Source organism: Pseudomonas sp. D1HM (genome assembly GCF_019266105.1).
In the GTDB taxonomy this organism is placed as follows: Bacteria; Pseudomonadota; Gammaproteobacteria; order Pseudomonadales; family Pseudomonadaceae; genus Aquipseudomonas; species Aquipseudomonas taetrolens.
Genome location: NZ_LRMN01000001.1, coordinates 156,695 through 172,477, shown reverse-complemented (window position 1 = coordinate 172,477; position 15,783 = coordinate 156,695). Strand labels below are relative to the sequence as shown.

Annotated in this window: 28 protein-coding genes; all 28 read left to right on the top strand. The window is 53.6% G+C overall.

The window, feature by feature from the left end; genetic code table 11:
- Positions 1 to 29: 29 nt before the first annotated feature.
- A complete protein-coding gene (gene fusA, locus AWM69_RS00825; RefSeq protein WP_218725566.1) occupies positions 30 to 2,135 on the top strand; it encodes an elongation factor G in 2,106 nt (701 codons plus the stop codon).
- Between the two features lie 35 nt (positions 2,136 to 2,170).
- Positions 2,171 to 3,364 (top strand): elongation factor Tu, encoded by a 1,194-nt coding sequence (gene tuf / locus AWM69_RS00820; protein ID WP_131655137.1) that lies wholly within the window; start codon positions 2,171 to 2,173, stop codon positions 3,362 to 3,364.
- A gap of 143 nt (positions 3,365 to 3,507) precedes the next feature.
- Positions 3,508 to 3,819, top strand: a complete 312-nt coding sequence (rpsJ, locus tag AWM69_RS00815; protein ID WP_003186070.1) for a 30S ribosomal protein S10 — start codon at positions 3,508 to 3,510, stop codon at positions 3,817 to 3,819.
- A gap of 81 nt (positions 3,820 to 3,900) precedes the next feature.
- Positions 3,901 to 4,536: a 50S ribosomal protein L3 gene (gene rplC / locus AWM69_RS00810; protein WP_003444377.1), complete on the top strand. Its 636-nt coding sequence runs from the start codon at positions 3,901 to 3,903 to the stop codon at positions 4,534 to 4,536.
- Positions 4,537 to 4,548: 12 nt separating this feature from the next.
- Positions 4,549 to 5,151 (top strand): 50S ribosomal protein L4, encoded by a 603-nt coding sequence (gene rplD / locus AWM69_RS00805; protein WP_047277894.1) that lies wholly within the window; start codon positions 4,549 to 4,551, stop codon positions 5,149 to 5,151.
- A complete protein-coding gene (gene rplW, locus AWM69_RS00800; RefSeq protein ID WP_003444375.1) occupies positions 5,148 to 5,447 on the top strand; it encodes a 50S ribosomal protein L23 in 300 nt (99 codons plus the stop codon). Before rplD ends, rplW begins: the two co-directional genes overlap by 4 nt.
- Positions 5,448 to 5,461: 14 nt before the next feature.
- Positions 5,462 to 6,286: a 50S ribosomal protein L2 gene (gene rplB, locus AWM69_RS00795; RefSeq protein WP_048378425.1), complete on the top strand. Its 825-nt coding sequence runs from the start codon at positions 5,462 to 5,464 to the stop codon at positions 6,284 to 6,286.
- Between the two features lie 16 nt (positions 6,287 to 6,302).
- A complete protein-coding gene (gene rpsS, locus AWM69_RS00790; RefSeq protein WP_003232420.1) occupies positions 6,303 to 6,578 on the top strand; it encodes a 30S ribosomal protein S19 in 276 nt (91 codons plus the stop codon).
- A 13-nt stretch (positions 6,579 to 6,591) separates the two neighbouring features.
- A complete protein-coding gene (gene rplV, locus AWM69_RS00785) occupies positions 6,592 to 6,924 on the top strand; it encodes a 50S ribosomal protein L22 (protein ID WP_003444373.1) in 333 nt (110 codons plus the stop codon).
- 13 nt (positions 6,925 to 6,937) lie between these two features.
- Positions 6,938 to 7,624 (top strand): 30S ribosomal protein S3, encoded by a 687-nt coding sequence (gene rpsC, locus AWM69_RS00780; RefSeq protein ID WP_003176422.1) that lies wholly within the window; start codon positions 6,938 to 6,940, stop codon positions 7,622 to 7,624.
- 12 nt (positions 7,625 to 7,636) lie between these two features.
- On the top strand, positions 7,637 to 8,050 hold the full coding sequence (gene rplP / locus AWM69_RS00775) for a 50S ribosomal protein L16 (RefSeq protein ID WP_003186052.1): 414 nt from the start codon (positions 7,637 to 7,639) through the stop codon (positions 8,048 to 8,050).
- The gene (rpmC, locus tag AWM69_RS00770) at positions 8,050 to 8,241 is read left to right on the top strand and encodes a 50S ribosomal protein L29 (protein WP_003444371.1); all 192 of its coding nucleotides are present in this window, start codon (positions 8,050 to 8,052) and stop codon (positions 8,239 to 8,241) included. Before rplP ends, rpmC begins: the two co-directional genes overlap by 1 nt.
- Before the next feature lie 2 nt (positions 8,242 to 8,243).
- Positions 8,244 to 8,510 carry a 30S ribosomal protein S17 gene (gene rpsQ, locus AWM69_RS00765; protein WP_003176419.1) on the top strand — a complete coding sequence of 89 codons (267 nt, stop codon included), beginning with the start codon at positions 8,244 to 8,246 and terminating at the stop codon, positions 8,508 to 8,510.
- A 23-nt stretch (positions 8,511 to 8,533) separates the two neighbouring features.
- A complete protein-coding gene (rplN, locus tag AWM69_RS00760; protein ID WP_002555479.1) occupies positions 8,534 to 8,902 on the top strand; it encodes a 50S ribosomal protein L14 in 369 nt (122 codons plus the stop codon).
- Between the two features lie 11 nt (positions 8,903 to 8,913).
- On the top strand, positions 8,914 to 9,228 hold the full coding sequence (gene rplX, locus AWM69_RS00755; RefSeq protein WP_042561341.1) for a 50S ribosomal protein L24: 315 nt from the start codon (positions 8,914 to 8,916) through the stop codon (positions 9,226 to 9,228).
- Between the two features lie 22 nt (positions 9,229 to 9,250).
- Entirely contained in the window at positions 9,251 to 9,790 is a 540-nt protein-coding gene (rplE, locus tag AWM69_RS00750; protein WP_003186044.1) for a 50S ribosomal protein L5, read from the top strand.
- Positions 9,791 to 9,803: 13 nt separating this feature from the next.
- Positions 9,804 to 10,109: a 30S ribosomal protein S14 gene (rpsN, locus tag AWM69_RS00745; RefSeq protein WP_218725565.1), complete on the top strand. Its 306-nt coding sequence runs from the start codon at positions 9,804 to 9,806 to the stop codon at positions 10,107 to 10,109.
- A 212-nt stretch (positions 10,110 to 10,321) separates the two neighbouring features.
- The gene (gene rpsH / locus AWM69_RS00740; RefSeq protein WP_019409907.1) at positions 10,322 to 10,714 is read left to right on the top strand and encodes a 30S ribosomal protein S8; all 393 of its coding nucleotides are present in this window, start codon (positions 10,322 to 10,324) and stop codon (positions 10,712 to 10,714) included.
- 12 nt (positions 10,715 to 10,726) lie between these two features.
- Positions 10,727 to 11,260, top strand: a complete 534-nt coding sequence (gene rplF, locus AWM69_RS00735) for a 50S ribosomal protein L6 (protein WP_003444365.1) — start codon at positions 10,727 to 10,729, stop codon at positions 11,258 to 11,260.
- A 10-nt stretch (positions 11,261 to 11,270) separates the two neighbouring features.
- Entirely contained in the window at positions 11,271 to 11,621 is a 351-nt protein-coding gene (gene rplR, locus AWM69_RS00730; protein ID WP_003444364.1) for a 50S ribosomal protein L18, read from the top strand.
- 3 nt (positions 11,622 to 11,624) lie between these two features.
- Entirely contained in the window at positions 11,625 to 12,125 is a 501-nt protein-coding gene (rpsE, locus tag AWM69_RS00725; RefSeq protein ID WP_003186035.1) for a 30S ribosomal protein S5, read from the top strand.
- 2 nt (positions 12,126 to 12,127) lie between these two features.
- Positions 12,128 to 12,304, top strand: a complete 177-nt coding sequence (gene rpmD / locus AWM69_RS00720) for a 50S ribosomal protein L30 (RefSeq protein WP_003444363.1) — start codon at positions 12,128 to 12,130, stop codon at positions 12,302 to 12,304.
- Positions 12,305 to 12,307: 3 nt separating this feature from the next.
- Positions 12,308 to 12,742, top strand: a complete 435-nt coding sequence (rplO, locus tag AWM69_RS00715) for a 50S ribosomal protein L15 (RefSeq protein ID WP_048378424.1) — start codon at positions 12,308 to 12,310, stop codon at positions 12,740 to 12,742.
- Entirely contained in the window at positions 12,743 to 14,071 is a 1,329-nt protein-coding gene (gene secY / locus AWM69_RS00710) for a preprotein translocase subunit SecY (RefSeq protein WP_131655138.1), read from the top strand.
- 28 nt (positions 14,072 to 14,099) lie between these two features.
- Positions 14,100 to 14,216, top strand: a complete 117-nt coding sequence (rpmJ, locus tag AWM69_RS00705; protein ID WP_002555468.1) for a 50S ribosomal protein L36 — start codon at positions 14,100 to 14,102, stop codon at positions 14,214 to 14,216.
- A gap of 129 nt (positions 14,217 to 14,345) precedes the next feature.
- Positions 14,346 to 14,702 carry a 30S ribosomal protein S13 gene (rpsM, locus tag AWM69_RS00700; protein WP_016779184.1) on the top strand — a complete coding sequence of 119 codons (357 nt, stop codon included), beginning with the start codon at positions 14,346 to 14,348 and terminating at the stop codon, positions 14,700 to 14,702.
- A 30-nt stretch (positions 14,703 to 14,732) separates the two neighbouring features.
- Entirely contained in the window at positions 14,733 to 15,122 is a 390-nt protein-coding gene (gene rpsK / locus AWM69_RS00695; protein ID WP_002555466.1) for a 30S ribosomal protein S11, read from the top strand.
- A gap of 18 nt (positions 15,123 to 15,140) precedes the next feature.
- Complete coding sequence (rpsD, locus tag AWM69_RS00690; RefSeq protein ID WP_003444359.1) at positions 15,141 to 15,761, top strand: 30S ribosomal protein S4; 621 nt, start codon at positions 15,141 to 15,143, stop codon at positions 15,759 to 15,761.
- The last annotated feature ends 22 nt before the right edge of the window (positions 15,762 to 15,783 follow it).

Here is a 15,783-nt window from a genome sequence, read left to right as displayed (position 1 = left end):
TTCAGCGCTACTCATTTTGCGAGGGCTTTATGGCTCGTACTACACCGATTAATCGCTACCGTAACATTGGTATCGTTGCTCACGTGGATGCTGGTAAAACTACCACCACTGAGCGCGTCCTTTTTTACACTGGCAAAAGTCACAAGATGGGCGAGGTGCATGATGGCGCCGCGACCACAGACTGGATGGTGCAGGAGCAGGAGCGTGGTATTACCATTACTTCTGCTGCTATCACCGCCTTCTGGAAAGGCTCTGCCAAGCAGTACAAAGATGAGCACCGCTTCAACGTAATCGATACCCCGGGCCACGTTGACTTCACTATTGAAGTTGAACGTTCCCTGCGTGTACTCGATGGCGCGGTTGTTGTGTTTTGCGGCACCTCGGGTGTTGAGCCTCAGTCGGAAACCGTATGGCGTCAGGCCAACAAATACGGTGTTCCACGTCTTGTTTACGTAAACAAGATGGACCGTGCTGGTGCGAACTTCCTGCGCGTGATCGAGCAGATCAAAAAGCGTCTGGGTCACACTCCGGTGCCTATCCAGCTCGCTATCGGTGCTGAAGACAACTTCCAGGGTCAAATCGACCTGATCAACATGGAAGCTGTTTACTGGAACGATGCTGACAAGGGTATGGTCCCTGTCCGCAAAGAAATTCCGGCAGAACTGAAAGATCTTGCTGACGAATGGCGCGACAACATGGTTCAGGCTGCGGCCGAAGCCAATGAAGAGCTGATGAACAAGTACCTCGAGGGTGAAGAATTCACCATCGCGGAAATCAAGGATGCTCTGCGTCAGCGTACTATCGCTGGTGAAATCGTCCTGGCTGTTTGCGGTTCTTCCTTCAAGAACAAGGGTGTTCCCCTGGTTCTCGACGCCGTGATCGACTTCCTGCCAGCGCCAACCGATATTCCGGCCATCAAGGGTACTGACCCGGATGACGAAAGTATCGAATTGGAGCGTCATGCAGACGACAACGAGCCGTTCTCGGCTCTGGCGTTCAAGATCGCTACTGACCCATTCGTGGGTACTTTGACCTTCGTCCGTGTTTACTCGGGCGTGTTGAACTCCGGTGACGGCGTAATCAACTCGGTTAAAGGTAAAAAAGAGCGTGTGGGTCGTATGGTGCAAATGCACGCAAACGCCCGTGAAGAGATCAAAGAAGTACGCGCTGGTGACATCGCGGCTTTGATCGGCATGAAGGACGTCACCACTGGTGAGACTTTGTGCAGCGCTGACAAGCCAATCATTCTGGTACGTATGGACTTCCCGGAGCCGGTTATTTCGGTTGCTGTTGAGCCTAAGACCAAGGATGACCAGGAAAAAATGGGTATTGCTCTGGGCAAACTAGCTCAGGAAGATCCATCTTTCCGTGTTAAGACTGATGAAGAGACTGGTCAGACGATCATCTCTGGCATGGGCGAGTTGCACTTGGACATCCTGGTAGACCGGATGCGCCGTGAGTTCAACGTCGAAGCCAACATCGGTAAGCCTCAGGTTTCTTATCGTGAGCGCATCACGAAGAACTGTGAAATCGAAGGCAAGTTCGTTCGTCAGTCCGGCGGTCGTGGTCAGTTTGGTCACTGCTGGATCCGTTTTGCACCTGCTGACGAAGGTCAGGAAGGTCTGCAGTTCGTGAACGAAGTGGTAGGTGGTGTGGTTCCTAAGGAATACATCCCGGCTATCCAGAAGGGTATCGAAGAGCAGATGAAGAACGGTGTTGTTGCCGGCTATCCGCTGATCGGCCTGAAGGCTACCGTGTTTGATGGTTCTTACCACGACGTCGACTCCAACGAGATGGCGTTTAAGGTGGCTGCTTCCATGGCGACCAAGCAACTGGCTACCAAAGGTGGTGGTGAGCTGCTTGAGCCGATCATGGCGGTAGAGGTTGTTACACCTGAAGACTATATGGGTGACGTGATGGGCGACTTGAACCGTCGTCGCGGCATGATTCAGGGTATGGAAGATACGGTCTCCGGCAAAGTAATTCGTGCTGAAGTGCCGTTGGGCGAAATGTTCGGTTATGCGACCGATGTTCGTTCCATGTCCCAGGGTCGCGCAAGCTACTCTATGGAATTCAAAAAATACGATACAGCTCCGGCGCACATCGTCGAAACTGTTACTAAAAAACAAGGCTGATTTAGTTCAGTCCTTTAGGCAAGGAGTTAATTGTCGTGGCTAAAGAAAAATTTGATCGTTCCCTACCGCACGTCAACGTTGGCACTATCGGTCACGTTGACCATGGTAAAACCACGCTGACTGCAGCTCTGACTCGTGTTTGCTCCGAAGTTTTCGGTTCTGCCCGTGTTGACTTCGACAAGATCGACAGCGCGCCAGAAGAAAAAGCTCGTGGTATCACCATCAACACAGCGCACGTTGAATACAACTCGTTGATCCGTCACTACGCTCACGTTGACTGCCCAGGTCACGCTGACTATGTGAAGAACATGATCACCGGTGCTGCTCAGATGGACGGCGCGATCCTGGTTTGTTCGGCCGCTGATGGTCCGATGCCACAAACTCGTGAGCACATCCTGCTGTCCCGCCAGGTAGGCGTTCCGTACATCGTGGTTTTCCTGAACAAGGCTGACCTGGTAGACGACGCTGAGCTGCTGGAACTGGTTGAGATGGAAGTGCGCGATCTGCTGAGCACTTACGACTTCCCAGGTGACGACACTCCGATCATCATCGGTTCTGCTCGTATGGCTCTGGAAGGCAACGACGAAAACGAAATGGGCACCACTGCCGTTCGTAAACTGGTTGAAACTCTGGATACCTACATCCCAGAACCAGTTCGTCTGACCGACAAGCCGTTCCTGATGCCAATCGAAGACGTTTTCTCGATCTCCGGTCGTGGTACTGTTGTAACTGGCCGTATCGAGCGTGGTATCGTTCGCGTTCAGGATCCACTGGAAATCGTTGGTCTGCGTGACACAACTGTTACCACTTGCACCGGCGTTGAAATGTTCCGCAAGCTGCTCGACGAAGGTCGTGCAGGCGAGAACTGCGGCGTTCTGTTGCGTGGTACCAAGCGTGACGACGTTGAGCGTGGTCAGGTTCTGGTTAAGCCAGGCACTGTTAAGCCTCACACCAAGTTCACCGCAGAAGTTTACGTTCTGAGCAAGGAAGAAGGCGGCCGTCATACTCCGTTCTTCAAAGGCTACCGTCCACAGTTCTACTTCCGTACAACTGACGTGACTGGTAACTGCGAGCTGCCAGAAGGCGTTGAAATGGTAATGCCAGGTGATAACATTCAAATGACTGTTACCCTGATCAAAACCATCGCAATGGAAGATGGCCTGCGTTTCGCTATCCGTGAAGGCGGTCGTACCGTCGGCGCTGGCGTCGTAGCCAAAATCATCGAGTAATCGATGATTGCATGAAAAAGCCCCCGCTCAGCGGGGGCTTTTTTTATTGAGTTGACACCTAGTGGGGTCGTCTATAGAATTGCGCCTCCTTTTAACGGGCGTATTGCGCTCGGTGGGAATAGCAATCTGGAGTCTGAAATCCAATGCAAAATCAGCAAATCCGTATCAGGTTGAAGGCTTTTGACCATCGCCTGATCGACCAATCAACCCAGGAAATCGTGGAAACCGCGAAACGTACTGGTGCTCAAGTGCGTGGTCCAATTCCACTGCCTACCCGTAAAGAGCGGTTCACCGTTCTGGTCTCCCCGCACGTCAACAAAGACGCGCGTGACCAGTACGAGATCCGTACTCATAAGCGCGTACTGGACATCGTCCAGCCAACGGATAAAACCGTTGATGCACTTATGAAGCTTGATCTTGCGGCCGGTGTGGAAGTGCAGATCAGCCTCGGCTAAGACTTGGGTCTTAGTCGTGTAACGCTCTGAAATGGGCGGCCATAGCGGGTGAAAGCCCCGTACACTCATGAGGTTTACAACATGACTATTGGTGTAGTCGGTCGTAAATGCGGTATGACCCGTATTTTCACCGAAGAAGGTGTCTCCATTCCGGTCACGGTCATTGAGATCGAGCCGAATCGCGTCACCCAGTTCAAAACTGAAGAAACCGATGGCTATCGTGCAGTGCAAGTCACTGTCGGCGAGCGTCGCGCTTCGCGCGTAACAGCTGCCCAGGCGGGTCACTTCGCCAAGGCAAACGTTGCAGCTGGTCGTACCGTAATGGAATTCCGCCTTGAAGAAGGCGAGTACCAGGCAGGCGATCTGATCAACGCTGAAATCTTCACCGCAGGTCAGATGGTCGATGTGACCGGTCAGTCCAAAGGTAAAGGCTTCCAGGGTACGATCAAGCGTTGGAATTTCCGTGGCCAAGATAACACTCACGGTAACTCCGTTTCCCACCGCGTCCCGGGCTCTATTGGCCAGTGCCAGACTCCTGGTCGTGTATTCAAGGGCAAAAAAATGTCCGGTCATATGGGCGCTGAGCGCGTGACCGTGCAGTCCCTGGAAGTAGTGCGCGTCGACGCTGAACGCAATCTGTTGTTGGTCAAGGGTGCTGTTCCTGGCGCTACTGGCGGCAACCTGGTTGTACGTCCGGCGGCCAAGGCTCGCGGTTAAGGGGAAGCTGACATGCAATTAAATGTAAATGACGCTCAAGCGATCGAAGTTTCCGAACTGACATTCGGCGGCGAGTTCAACGAGACGCTGGTTCACCAAGCAGTCGTGGCCTACATGGCCGGCGGCCGTCAAGGTAGCAAGCAGCAAAAGACCCGTTCCGACGTTCGTGGTGGCGGTAAGCGCCCTTGGCGTCAGAAAGGTACTGGCCGTGCTCGTGCCGGTACTATCCGTAGCCCAATCTGGCGTGGCGGTGGTACTACTTTCGCAGCTCGTCCACAGGATCACTCTCAGAAGCTCAACAAGAAGATGTACCGCGCAGCAATGCGTTCCATCCTTGCTGAACTGGTGCGTACTGATCGTCTGGTCGTGGTTCAGGACTTCGCAGTTGAAGCGCCGAAAACCAAAGATCTGCTGAACAAACTGAATGGCATGGGTCTGACTGATGTCCTGATCGTGTCTGAAGTTGTTGATCAGAACCTGTACCTGGCTGCTCGTAACCTGCCACACGTTGATGTACGTGACGTGCAAGGTTCCGATCCAGTTAGTCTGATCGCATACGACAAGGTGTTGATCACCGTGTCGGCCGTGAAGAAATTCGAGGAGCTGCTGGGATGAACCAGGAACGCGTATTTAAAGTTCTGCTTGGCCCGCACGTTTCCGAGAAGGCTACGGTTCTGGCAGACAAGAAAGGCCAGTTCGTTTTCAAGGTTGCTACAGATGCAACCAAGCTGGAAATCAAGAAGGCCGTCGAAAGCCTGTTCAGCGTGAAAGTTGAGCGTGTTACTACCCTGAATGTTCTGGGTAAGAGCAAGCGCACCGCTCGCGGCGTGGGCAAGCGTAATGACTGGAAGAAGGCAGTAATCTCCCTTCAGCCAGGCCAAGATCTCGATTTCAGCAGCAGTGCTGAGTAAGGAAGGGGTGCATCATGGCAATCGTTAAATGCAAACCGACTTCCCCTGGCCGCCGTCATGTGGTCAAGGTGGTCAACCAGGAGCTGCATAAAGGCGCTCCTCACGCACCGCTGCTCGAGAAGAAATCGAAGTCTGGTGGTCGTAACAACAATGGCCGTATTACCACGCGTCACATCGGTGGTGGTCATAAGCAGCATTATCGTATGGTCGACTTCCGTCGCAACGACAAAGATGGCATTCCAGCCACTGTCGAGCGTATCGAATACGATCCAAACCGTACTGCTCACATTGCTCTTATGCTGTACGCAGACGGCGAGCGCCGCTACATCATCGCCCCTAAAGGCGTGAGTGCTGGCGACCAGCTGATCGCAGGTGCCCTGGCACCGATCAAGCCGGGCAACTCGTTGCAACTGCGCAGCATTCCAGTTGGTAGCACCGTACACGGCATCGAACTGAAGCCGGGTAAAGGCGCGCAAATCGCACGTTCCGCTGGTGCTTCGGCTCAGCTGGTCGCTCGCGATGGTGTCTATGTGACACTGCGTCTGCGCTCTGGTGAAATGCGTAAAGTATTGGCTGAATGCCGTGCAACGCTTGGCGAAGTCTCGAACTCCGAGCACAGCCTGCGTTCGCTGGGTAAAGCTGGTGCCAAACGCTGGCGTGGCGTTCGCCCAACCGTTCGTGGTGTTGCCATGAACCCGGTTGACCACCCACATGGTGGTGGTGAAGGTCGTACCTCTGGTGGTCGTCATCCGGTATCGCCATGGGGCTTCCCGACTAAGGGCGCGAAGACTCGTGGTAATAAGCGTACCGACAAAATGATCGTCCGTCGTCGCAAGTAAATAGAGGGATACGACAGTGCCACGTTCTCTGAAAAAAGGTCCTTTTATTGATCTTCACCTACTGAAGAAGATCGAAGTGGCGGCGGAAAAGAACGATCGCAAACCGGTGAAAACCTGGTCGCGTCGTTCGATGATCCTGCCACAAATGGTCGGTCTGACCATCGCTGTGCATAACGGTCGTCTTCATGTCCCAGTTCTCGTGAACGAAGACATGGTTGGCCATAAACTAGGCGAGTTTGCCGGTACCCGCACTTATCGTGGGCACGTGGCAGACAAGAAAGCCAAGCGTTAAGGGGTAAGGAACGATGGAAGTAGCCGCTAAGTTGTCGGGCGCTCGAATCTCCGCCCAGAAAGCCCGCTTGGTCGCCGACCAGATCCGCGGGAAGAAGGTGGGCGAAGCGCTCAACCTGTTGGCTTTCAGCAACAAGAAAGCCGCCGAGATCATCAAGAAAGTGCTGGAGTCGGCCGTAGCCAACGCCGAGCATAACGAAGGCGCAGACGTTGACGACTTGAAAGTCGCCACCGTTTTCGTCAACGAAGGGCGTTCGCTGAAGCGCATCATGCCGCGTGCCAAAGGCCGCGCTGATCGCATCGTCAAGCGGTCTTGCCATATCACTGTCAAGGTTGCTGACAAGTAACGGAGTCGAAGAGATGGGTCAGAAAGTACATCCCATTGGCATTCGCCTGGGAATCGTCAAGGAGCACACCTCCGTCTGGTACGCAGACGGCCGGACTTATGCGGACTATTTGTTCGCTGATCTGAAGGTGCGTGAATACCTCCAAGACAAACTAAAAAGCGCGTCCGTAAGCCGTATCGATATCCATCGTCCGGCCCAAACTGCACGTATCACCATCCACACCGCTCGTCCAGGTATCGTTATCGGGAAGAAAGGTGAAGATGTTGAGAAACTGCGTCAGGACCTGACCAAGCAAATGGGTGTGCCTGTGCACATCAATATCGAAGAGATCCGCAAGCCGGAACTCGACGGTATGCTGGTTGCGCAGAGCGTAGCTCAGCAGCTGGAGCGTCGTGTAATGTTCCGTCGCGCGATGAAACGCGCTGTACAGAACGCTATGCGCATTGGTGCCAAGGGCATCAAAATCCAAGTGAGCGGTCGTCTCGGCGGTGCTGAAATCGCACGTACTGAATGGTATCGCGAAGGTCGTGTGCCATTGCACACCCTGCGTGCCGACATCGACTATGCCAACTACGAAGCTCACACCACTTACGGTGTGATCGGTGTAAAGGTTTGGATCTTCAAAGGCGAAGTAATTGGTGGTCGCCAAGAAGAACTGAAGCCACAAGCACCAGCGCCTCGTAAAAAAGCTGCTAAGTAAGGGGTACGCCAAATGTTACAACCTAAGCGTACGAAGTTCCGCAAGCAGATGACTGGCCACAACCGTGGCTTGGCATTGCGCGGTAGCAAAGTCAGCTTCGGCGAGTTCGCGCTGAAGTCTGTTGCTCGTGGTCGTCTCACCGCTCGTCAGATCGAATCAGCGCGTCGTGCACTGACCCGTCACGTTAAGCGTGGCGGCAAGATCTGGATCCGTGTATTCCCGGACAAGCCTGTAACCAAAAAGCCACTCGAAGTTCGGATGGGTAAAGGTAAGGGTAACGTGGAATATTGGGTTGCCCAGATTCAGCCAGGCAAAGTCCTGTATGAAATCGAGGGTGTTTCTGAAGAGCTGGCGCGTGAGGCTTTCGCCCTGGCTGCTGCAAAGCTGCCGCTCGCCACCTCCTTTGTTAAACGGACGGTGATGTGATGAAAGCGAATGAACTTCGTGAAAAATCCGCACAGCAGCTGAACGAGCAACTGCTCGGCTTGCTGCGCGACCAGTTCAATCTGCGCATGCAGAAAGCAACTGGCCAGTTGGGGCAGTCGCATCTGCTCTCGCAAGTTAAGCGTGACATCGCTCGCGTGAAGACTGTGCTCAAACAGCAGGCAGGTAAGTAATCATGGCTGAAGCCGAAAAAACTGTCCGTACGCTGACTGGCCGTGTTGTCAGCGACAAGATGGACAAGACCATCACCGTATTGATCGAGCGTCGCGTTAAGCACCCGATTTACGGTAAATATGTTAAGCGTTCGACTAAGCTGCACGCGCACGACGAAACCAATCAGTGCCACATCGGCGACAAAGTCACTATTCGTGAAACTCGTCCGCTGGCCAAGACCAAGTCTTGGGCACTGGTTGATGTTCTCGAACGCGCTGTGGAAGTCTAAGGACTAGGGGTCGGAGAAATTATATGATTCAGACTCAATCCATGCTCGATGTGGCCGATAACAGCGGCGCTCGCCGTGTTATGTGCATCAAGGTGCTGGGTGGCTCCCATCGTCGTTACGCTGGTATCGGTGACATCATCAAAGTTACTGTCAAGGAAGCAATTCCGCGCGGTAAAGTGAAAAAAGGCCAAGTGATGACTGCTGTTGTAGTCCGCACTCGTCACGGCGTACGCCGTGCAGATGGCTCCATTATCCGCTTTGATGGCAACGCTGCTGTTCTTCTGAACAACAAGCAAGAGCCGATCGGCACCCGTATCTTTGGGCCAGTGACCCGTGAACTTCGTACTGAGAAGTTCATGAAGATCGTCTCGCTCGCCCCAGAAGTGCTGTAAGGAGATCCGACATGCAAAAGATTCGTCGTGACGACGAGATCATCGTGATCGCCGGCAAAGACAAAGGTAAGCGCGGTAAGGTGCTTAAGGTTCTCGCTGACAACCGTCTGGTTGTTGGTGGTCTGAACCTGGTTAAGCGTCATACCAAGCCTAACCCGATGTCGGGCGTACAAGGCGGTATCGTCGAAAAAGAAGCGCCATTGCACGCTTCTAACGTCGCCATTTTCAACGGCGAAACCAACAAGGCTGACCGCGTTGGTTTCAAAGTAGAAGAAGGCAAAAAAATTCGTGTCTTCAAGTCGACCCAAAAAGCGGTTGATGCTTGAACACTGCTAGGTAGATAAGACCATGGCACGACTAAAAGAGATTTACCGGAAGGAAATCGCTCCGAAACTTAAGGAAGAACTTAAGCTTTCGAACGTGATGGAAGTTCCGCGCGTTACCAAAATCACCCTGAACATGGGTTTGGGCGAAGCGATCGGTGACAAAAAAGTCATCGAGCACGCTGTTGCTGATTTGGAAAAGATCACGGGTCAAAAAGTTGTTGTGACCTACGCTCGCAAGTCCATCGCTGGCTTTAAAGTTCGCGAAGGCTGGCCGATCGGCGTCAAAGTGACTCTGCGCCGTGAGCGTATGTATGAATTCCTGGATCGTCTGCTGTCGATCTCCCTGCCTCGGGTTCGCGACTTCCGCGGCCTGAATGCCAAGTCCTTCGATGGTCGTGGTAACTACAGCATGGGCGTGAAAGAGCAGATCATTTTCCCGGAAATCGACTACGACAAGATCGATGCCCTTCGCGGTCTGGACATTACCCTGACCACCACTGCTCGGACAGATGATGAAGGTCGCGCATTGCTGCGTGCTTTCAAATTCCCGTTCCGCAACTGATTGGAGTAGGAAAATGGCCAAGATGAGCATGAAAAACCGCGAGCTGAAGCGTCAGCTCACGGTTGCCAAGTTCGCCAAGAAGCGTGCTGAGCTTAAAGCTATTATCGTTGATCTGAACGCAAGTCCAGAAGTGCGTTGGGAAGCTCAAGTAGCTCTGCAGAAGCAGCCACGTGACGCAAGCGCTGCGCGCATGCGTAACCGCTGCCGCCTCACTGGTCGTCCGCATGGTGTTTACCGCAAGTTCGGCCTCGGCCGTAACAAATTGCGTGAAGCAGCAATGCGCGGTGACGTACCAGGTCTGGTTAAAGCCAGCTGGTAAGGCGTACAGGCAAAGTTGTCGCTGGCAGGGTCGCAAGATCCTGACAGCCGGTGACCTTGAATATGAATCAAGCCCCTATTGGGGCTTGATTCATTTCTGCCGTATGTCTAGAATGACCGGCTCGCCTGAGCCCGTGCTTTTTAAGCATTGAGTCACTCGGCGACAGTTGTAGCCGCAAGGCTAATTCTTTTTGTATCAGGAGCGTCTAGCCCATGAGTATGCAGGACCCGTTAGCGGACATGCTAACTCGAATCCGTAATGCCCAGATGGCTGAAAAGTCCGTCGTAAGCATGCCATCTTCCACGTTGAAGGTAGCTGTAGCCAAAGTTCTCAAAGACGAAGGTTACATCGCGGATTATCAGATCAGCAGCGAAATCAAACCACTGCTGTCTATCGAGCTGAAGTACTTCGAAGGCCGTCCGGTTATCGAAGAAGTTAAGCGCGTTAGCCGTCCAGGCCTGCGTCAGTACAAGTCCTCCGATGATCTGCCAAAAGTTCGTGGCGGTCTCGGTGTGTCTATCGTCTCCACCAACAAAGGTGTGATGACGGATCGTGCTGCGCGCGCTGCCGGTGTCGGCGGCGAAGTTCTTTGCACTGTGTTCTAAGGGGGGATAAGCATGTCACGCGTCGCTAAGAACCCCGTTAAGCTGCCAGCTGGTGTCGAAGTAAAATTCGCCGGCCAACAGCTTTCGGTGAAGGGTGCCAAGGGCACTCTAGAACTGAACATCCATTCGTCCGTTGAGATCGTTGAAGAAGCTGGTGAGCTGCGTTTCGCTGCTCGCAATGGCGATCAACAAACTCGCGCAATGGCTGGTACCACTCGTGCGCTGGTAAACAACATGGTCCAAGGCGTAAGCCAAGGCTTCGAGCGCAAGCTCCAGCTGGTCGGTGTTGGTTACAAAGCGCAAGCAAAAGGCACAGTGCTGAACCTGGCTCTTGGCTTCTCGCACCCAGTGGATTACGAATTGCCGGAAGGCATCACCGCTGAGACTCCTAGCCAAACCGATATCCTGATTCGGGGTATTGATAAGCAGCTGGTAGGTCAGGTGGCCGCTGAGATCCGCGGTTTCCGTCCGCCAGAGCCTTATAAAGGCAAGGGTGTACGTTACGCGGACGAAGTCGTCCGTCGTAAAGAAGCCAAGAAGAAGTAGGGCATAGCAAATGACCGACAAAAAAGTTACTCGACTGCGTCGCGCTCGCAAAGCACGTCTGAAAATGCACGAACTAGAAGTCGTGCGTCTCTGCGTGTTCCGCTCGTCTCAGCATATATACGCCCAGGTCATCTCGGCCGACGGCAGCAAAGTCCTGGCAAGCGCCTCGACTTTGGACAAAGAACTGCGTGATGCTGCCACTGGCAACATCGACGCGGCCACAAAGGTTGGCCAGCTGGTCGCTACGCGTGCAAAAGCCGCTGGCGTCTCGCAGGTGGCTTTCGACCGCTCTGGCTTCAAGTACCACGGCCGCGTGAAAGCGCTGGCTGAGGCTGCTCGTGAAGCTGGGCTGGAGTTCTAAGTTATGTCAAATAACGACCAAAAGCGCGACGAAGGCTACATTGAGAAGCTGGTTCAAGTTAACCGCGTAGCCAAAACCGTTAAAGGCGGCCGTATCTTCACTTTCACCGCGTTGACCGTGGTTGGTGATGGTAAAGGGCGCGTTGGCTTCGGCCGTGGCAAGTCACGTGAAGTGCCTGCTGCGATCCAGAAGGCAATGGAAGCTGCTCGCCGCAACATGATTCAAGTGGACCTTAACGGCACCACTCTGCAGTACGCCATGAAATCCGCCCACGGCGCTTCCAAGGTTTACATGCAGCCTGCTTCTGAAGGTACCGGTATCATCGCTGGCGGCGCTATGCGTGCTGTCCTCGAAGTTGCTGGCGTTCAGAACGTACTGGCTAAGTGCTACGGCTCGACTAACCCGGTAAACGTGGTTCACGCCACTTTCAAAGGTTTGAAAGCTATGCAGTCTCCTGAATCTATTGCCGCCAAGCGTGGCAAAAGCGTCAAGGAGATCTTCTGATCATGGCTACCGTTAAAGTAACGCTGATCAAAAGCATGACCGGCCGCATCCCTAATCACAAACTGTGCATTAAGGGTCTGGGTCTGCGTCGCATCGGTCACACTGTAGAAGTACTTGATACTCCCGAGAATCGCGGGATGATCAACAAGGCTTACTACATGCTGCGTGTAGAGGGTTAATCGATGAAACTCAATGATCTGAGTCCAGCGCCGGGTTCCCGTCGCGAAAAGCATCGTCCGGGCCGTGGTATCGGTAGTGGTTTGGGTAAGACTGGTGGCCGTGGTCACAAAGGTCAGTCCTCCCGCTCCGGTGGCACCATTGCTCCAGGCTTTGAAGGCGGTCAACAGCCGCTGCATCGCCGTCTGCCTAAGTTCGGTTTCGTTTCCCTGAAAGCCATGGATCGCGCAGAAGTGCGTTTGTCCGAGCTGGCTAAAGTGGAAGGCGACATCGTAACTGTGCAGACTCTGAAGGATGCCAACGTGATCAACGTCAACGTTCAACGTGTGAAAATCATGTTGTCCGGTGAAGTGACTCGCGCTGTCACCATCAAAGGTATCGCAGCCACCAAAGGTGCGCGTGCGGCTATCGAAGCAGCTGGCGGCAAGTTCGAGGAATAAATGGCTAAGCAAGGTGCTCTCTCAGCGCTCAGCAAAGGCGGGTTATCCGAGCTCTGGGCTCGTCTGCGTTTTCTATTCCTGGCGATTATCGTCTACCGGATAGGCGCACACATCCCAGTTCCTGGTATCAACCCGGACCGGCTGGCGGACCTGTTTCGACAGAATGAGGGGACCATTCTTAGCTTGTTCAACATGTTTTCCGGCGGTGCGCTGGAGCGGATGAGTATTTTTGCGCTGGGGATCATGCCGTACATTTCGGCATCGATCATCATGCAGCTTATGTCCGCTGTCAGCCCGCAGCTGGAGCAGTTGAAGAAGGAAGGTGAAGCTGGTCGTCGCAAGATAAGCCAGTACACCCGCTACCTCACTGTCGTTCTTGCTCTTGTCCAGGCTATTGGCATGTCCATTGGTCTGGCAGGGCAGGGCGTAGCGTTCACTGGTGACCTAGGCTTCCATTTCGTTGCAGTAACCACTTTTGTGGCGGGTGCAATGTTCATGATGTGGCTGGGTGAGCAGATTACTGAGCGTGGTGTTGGCAACGGTATCTCGATGTTGATTTTTTCGGGTATCGTCGCCGGTCTTCCGAGAGCAATCGGGCAGTCTTTCGAGTCTGCACGTCAGGGCGATATCAATATCTTCGCCCTGGTTGCTATCGGTTTGCTGGCAGTAGCGATTATCGGTTTCGTGGTGTTCATTGAGCGTGGTCAGCGTCGTATTGCTGTTCACTACGCCAAGCGTCAGCAAGGCCGCAAGGTGTTTGCTGCGCAGACTAGCCACCTACCGCTGAAAGTGAATATGGCCGGTGTTATTCCTGCTATCTTCGCGAGCAGCATTTTGCTGTTCCCGGCTTCGTTGGGTGCCTGGTTCGGTCAGTCTGAAGGTATGGGCTGGTTGCAGGACCTCTCGCAGTCGATCGCTCCTGGTCAGCCGTTGAATATTCTGCTGTTTAGTGCAGGGATTATTTTCTTCTGCTTCTTCTATACGGCGTTGATGTTCAATCCGAAAGACGTAGCGGAAAACCTGAAGAAGTCCGGTGCCTTTATTCCGGGTATCCGTCCAGGTGAGCAGTCGGCACGCTATATTGATGGCGTTTTGACTCGTTTGACTCTGTTCGGTGCTCTTTATATGACGGCCGTGTGCCTGTTGCCCCAGTTCCTGGTGGTTGCGGCAAACGTTCCGTTCTACCTTGGCGGGACCTCGTTGCTGATCGTGGTCGTGGTTGTTATGGACTTCATGTCCCAAGTACAATCGCACCTCGTTTCGCACCAGTACGAATCCCTGATGAAGAAAGCCAACCTGAAGGGCTACGGCAGCGGCATGCTTCGCTGAAGTACCCATAAGGTGAGAGGAGTTGGTGATGAAAGTTCGTGCATCGGTGAAAAAGCTGTGCCGTAACTGCAAGATTATTCGCCGCGAAGGTGTTGTTCGGGTAATTTGCAGCGCGGAACCACGTCACAAACAGCGCCAAGGCTGAGTGTGATCTGTTTGAAGCCCAGCAGCTAGTGCGCTGCTGGGTTGATTATTTGTTATTACAGCGATATTATCTCGCGCCCTATTTCTTGGCTTCCGGGGCGTAGGTAGCTGTCAATTGGAGTCCCACTGAATGGCCCGTATTGCAGGCGTTAACATTCCAGATAACAAGCACACTGTTATCTCGCTGACCTACATCTATGGTGTTGGTCGCACTACCTCACAGAAAATCTGTGCGGATGCTGGTGTAAACCCAGCCGCTAAGATCAAGGATCTGAGCGACGAGCAGATTGAGTTGCTGCGTGGCGAAGTGGCAAAGTTCACCACTGAAGGTGACCTGCGTCGTGAAGTCAACATGAAAATCAAACGCTTGATGGACTTGGGCTGCTACCGCGGTCTGCGCCATCGTCGTGGTCTTCCAGTACGCGGTCAGCGTACCAAGACCAACGCGCGTACTCGCAAAGGTCCGCGTAAGCCGATCCGCAAGTAATCGCACCAGCGAATCGACAGGAATTTAGTCATGGCAAAACCTGCTGCTCGTCCTCGTAAAAAAGTAAAAAAGACAGTGGTTGATGGCATCGCCCACATCCACGCGTCTTTCAACAACACAATCGTGACCATCACCGACCGTCAGGGTAACGCGCTTTCTTGGGCTACCTCCGGTGGTTCGGGTTTCCGCGGTTCTCGCAAGTCCACCCCGTTTGCTGCTCAAGTAGCTGCTGAACGTGCTGGTCAAGCTGCGCTGGAATATGGCCTGAAAAACCTTGACGTTAACGTTAAGGGCCCAGGTCCAGGTCGTGAGTCCGCTGTCCGTGCTTTGAACGGCTGTGGCTATAAGATCGCCAGCATCACCGACGTGACGCCAATCCCGCACAACGGGTGCCGTCCGCCGAAGAAGCGCCGCGTGTAATCCAGGAGACTGTAAAGAATGGCTCGTTACATTGGTCCAAAATGCAAACTGGCACGTCGTGAAGGCACCGATCTCTTCCTGAAGAGTGGTGTGCGCGCTATCGAATCGAAGTGCAATATTGAAGCTGCTCCAGGCATCCACGGCCAACGCCGCGGTCGCCAATCCGACTACGGCACCCAACTGCGTGAAAAGCAGAAGGTCCGTCGTATCTACGGCGTTCTCGAGCGTCAGTTCAGCGGCTACTACAAACAAGCTGCTGGCAAGAAAGGTGCAACTGGCGAAAACCTGTTGCAACTGCTCGAATGCCGCCTGGATAACGTCGTATACCGTATGGGCTTCGGTTCTACTCGTGCCGAATCCCGTCAGTTGGTATCGCACAAGTCGATCAGCGTAAACGGTCAAACCGTTAACGTACCGTCCTACCAGGTTCGTGCTGGTGACGTGGTCGCTATCCGCGAGAAAGCAAAGAACCAGCTTCGCATTGTCCAAGCTCTCGATCTGTGTGCCCAACGTGGCCGCGTAGAATGGGTAGAAGTAGACACTGAGAAGAAGTCGGGCGTTTTCAAGAACGTTCCTGCTCGCAGTGATCTGTCCGCCGACATCAACGAAAGCCTGATTGTCGAGCTCTACTCCAAGTAAGGGCTAGAAAATAGGTGCATCC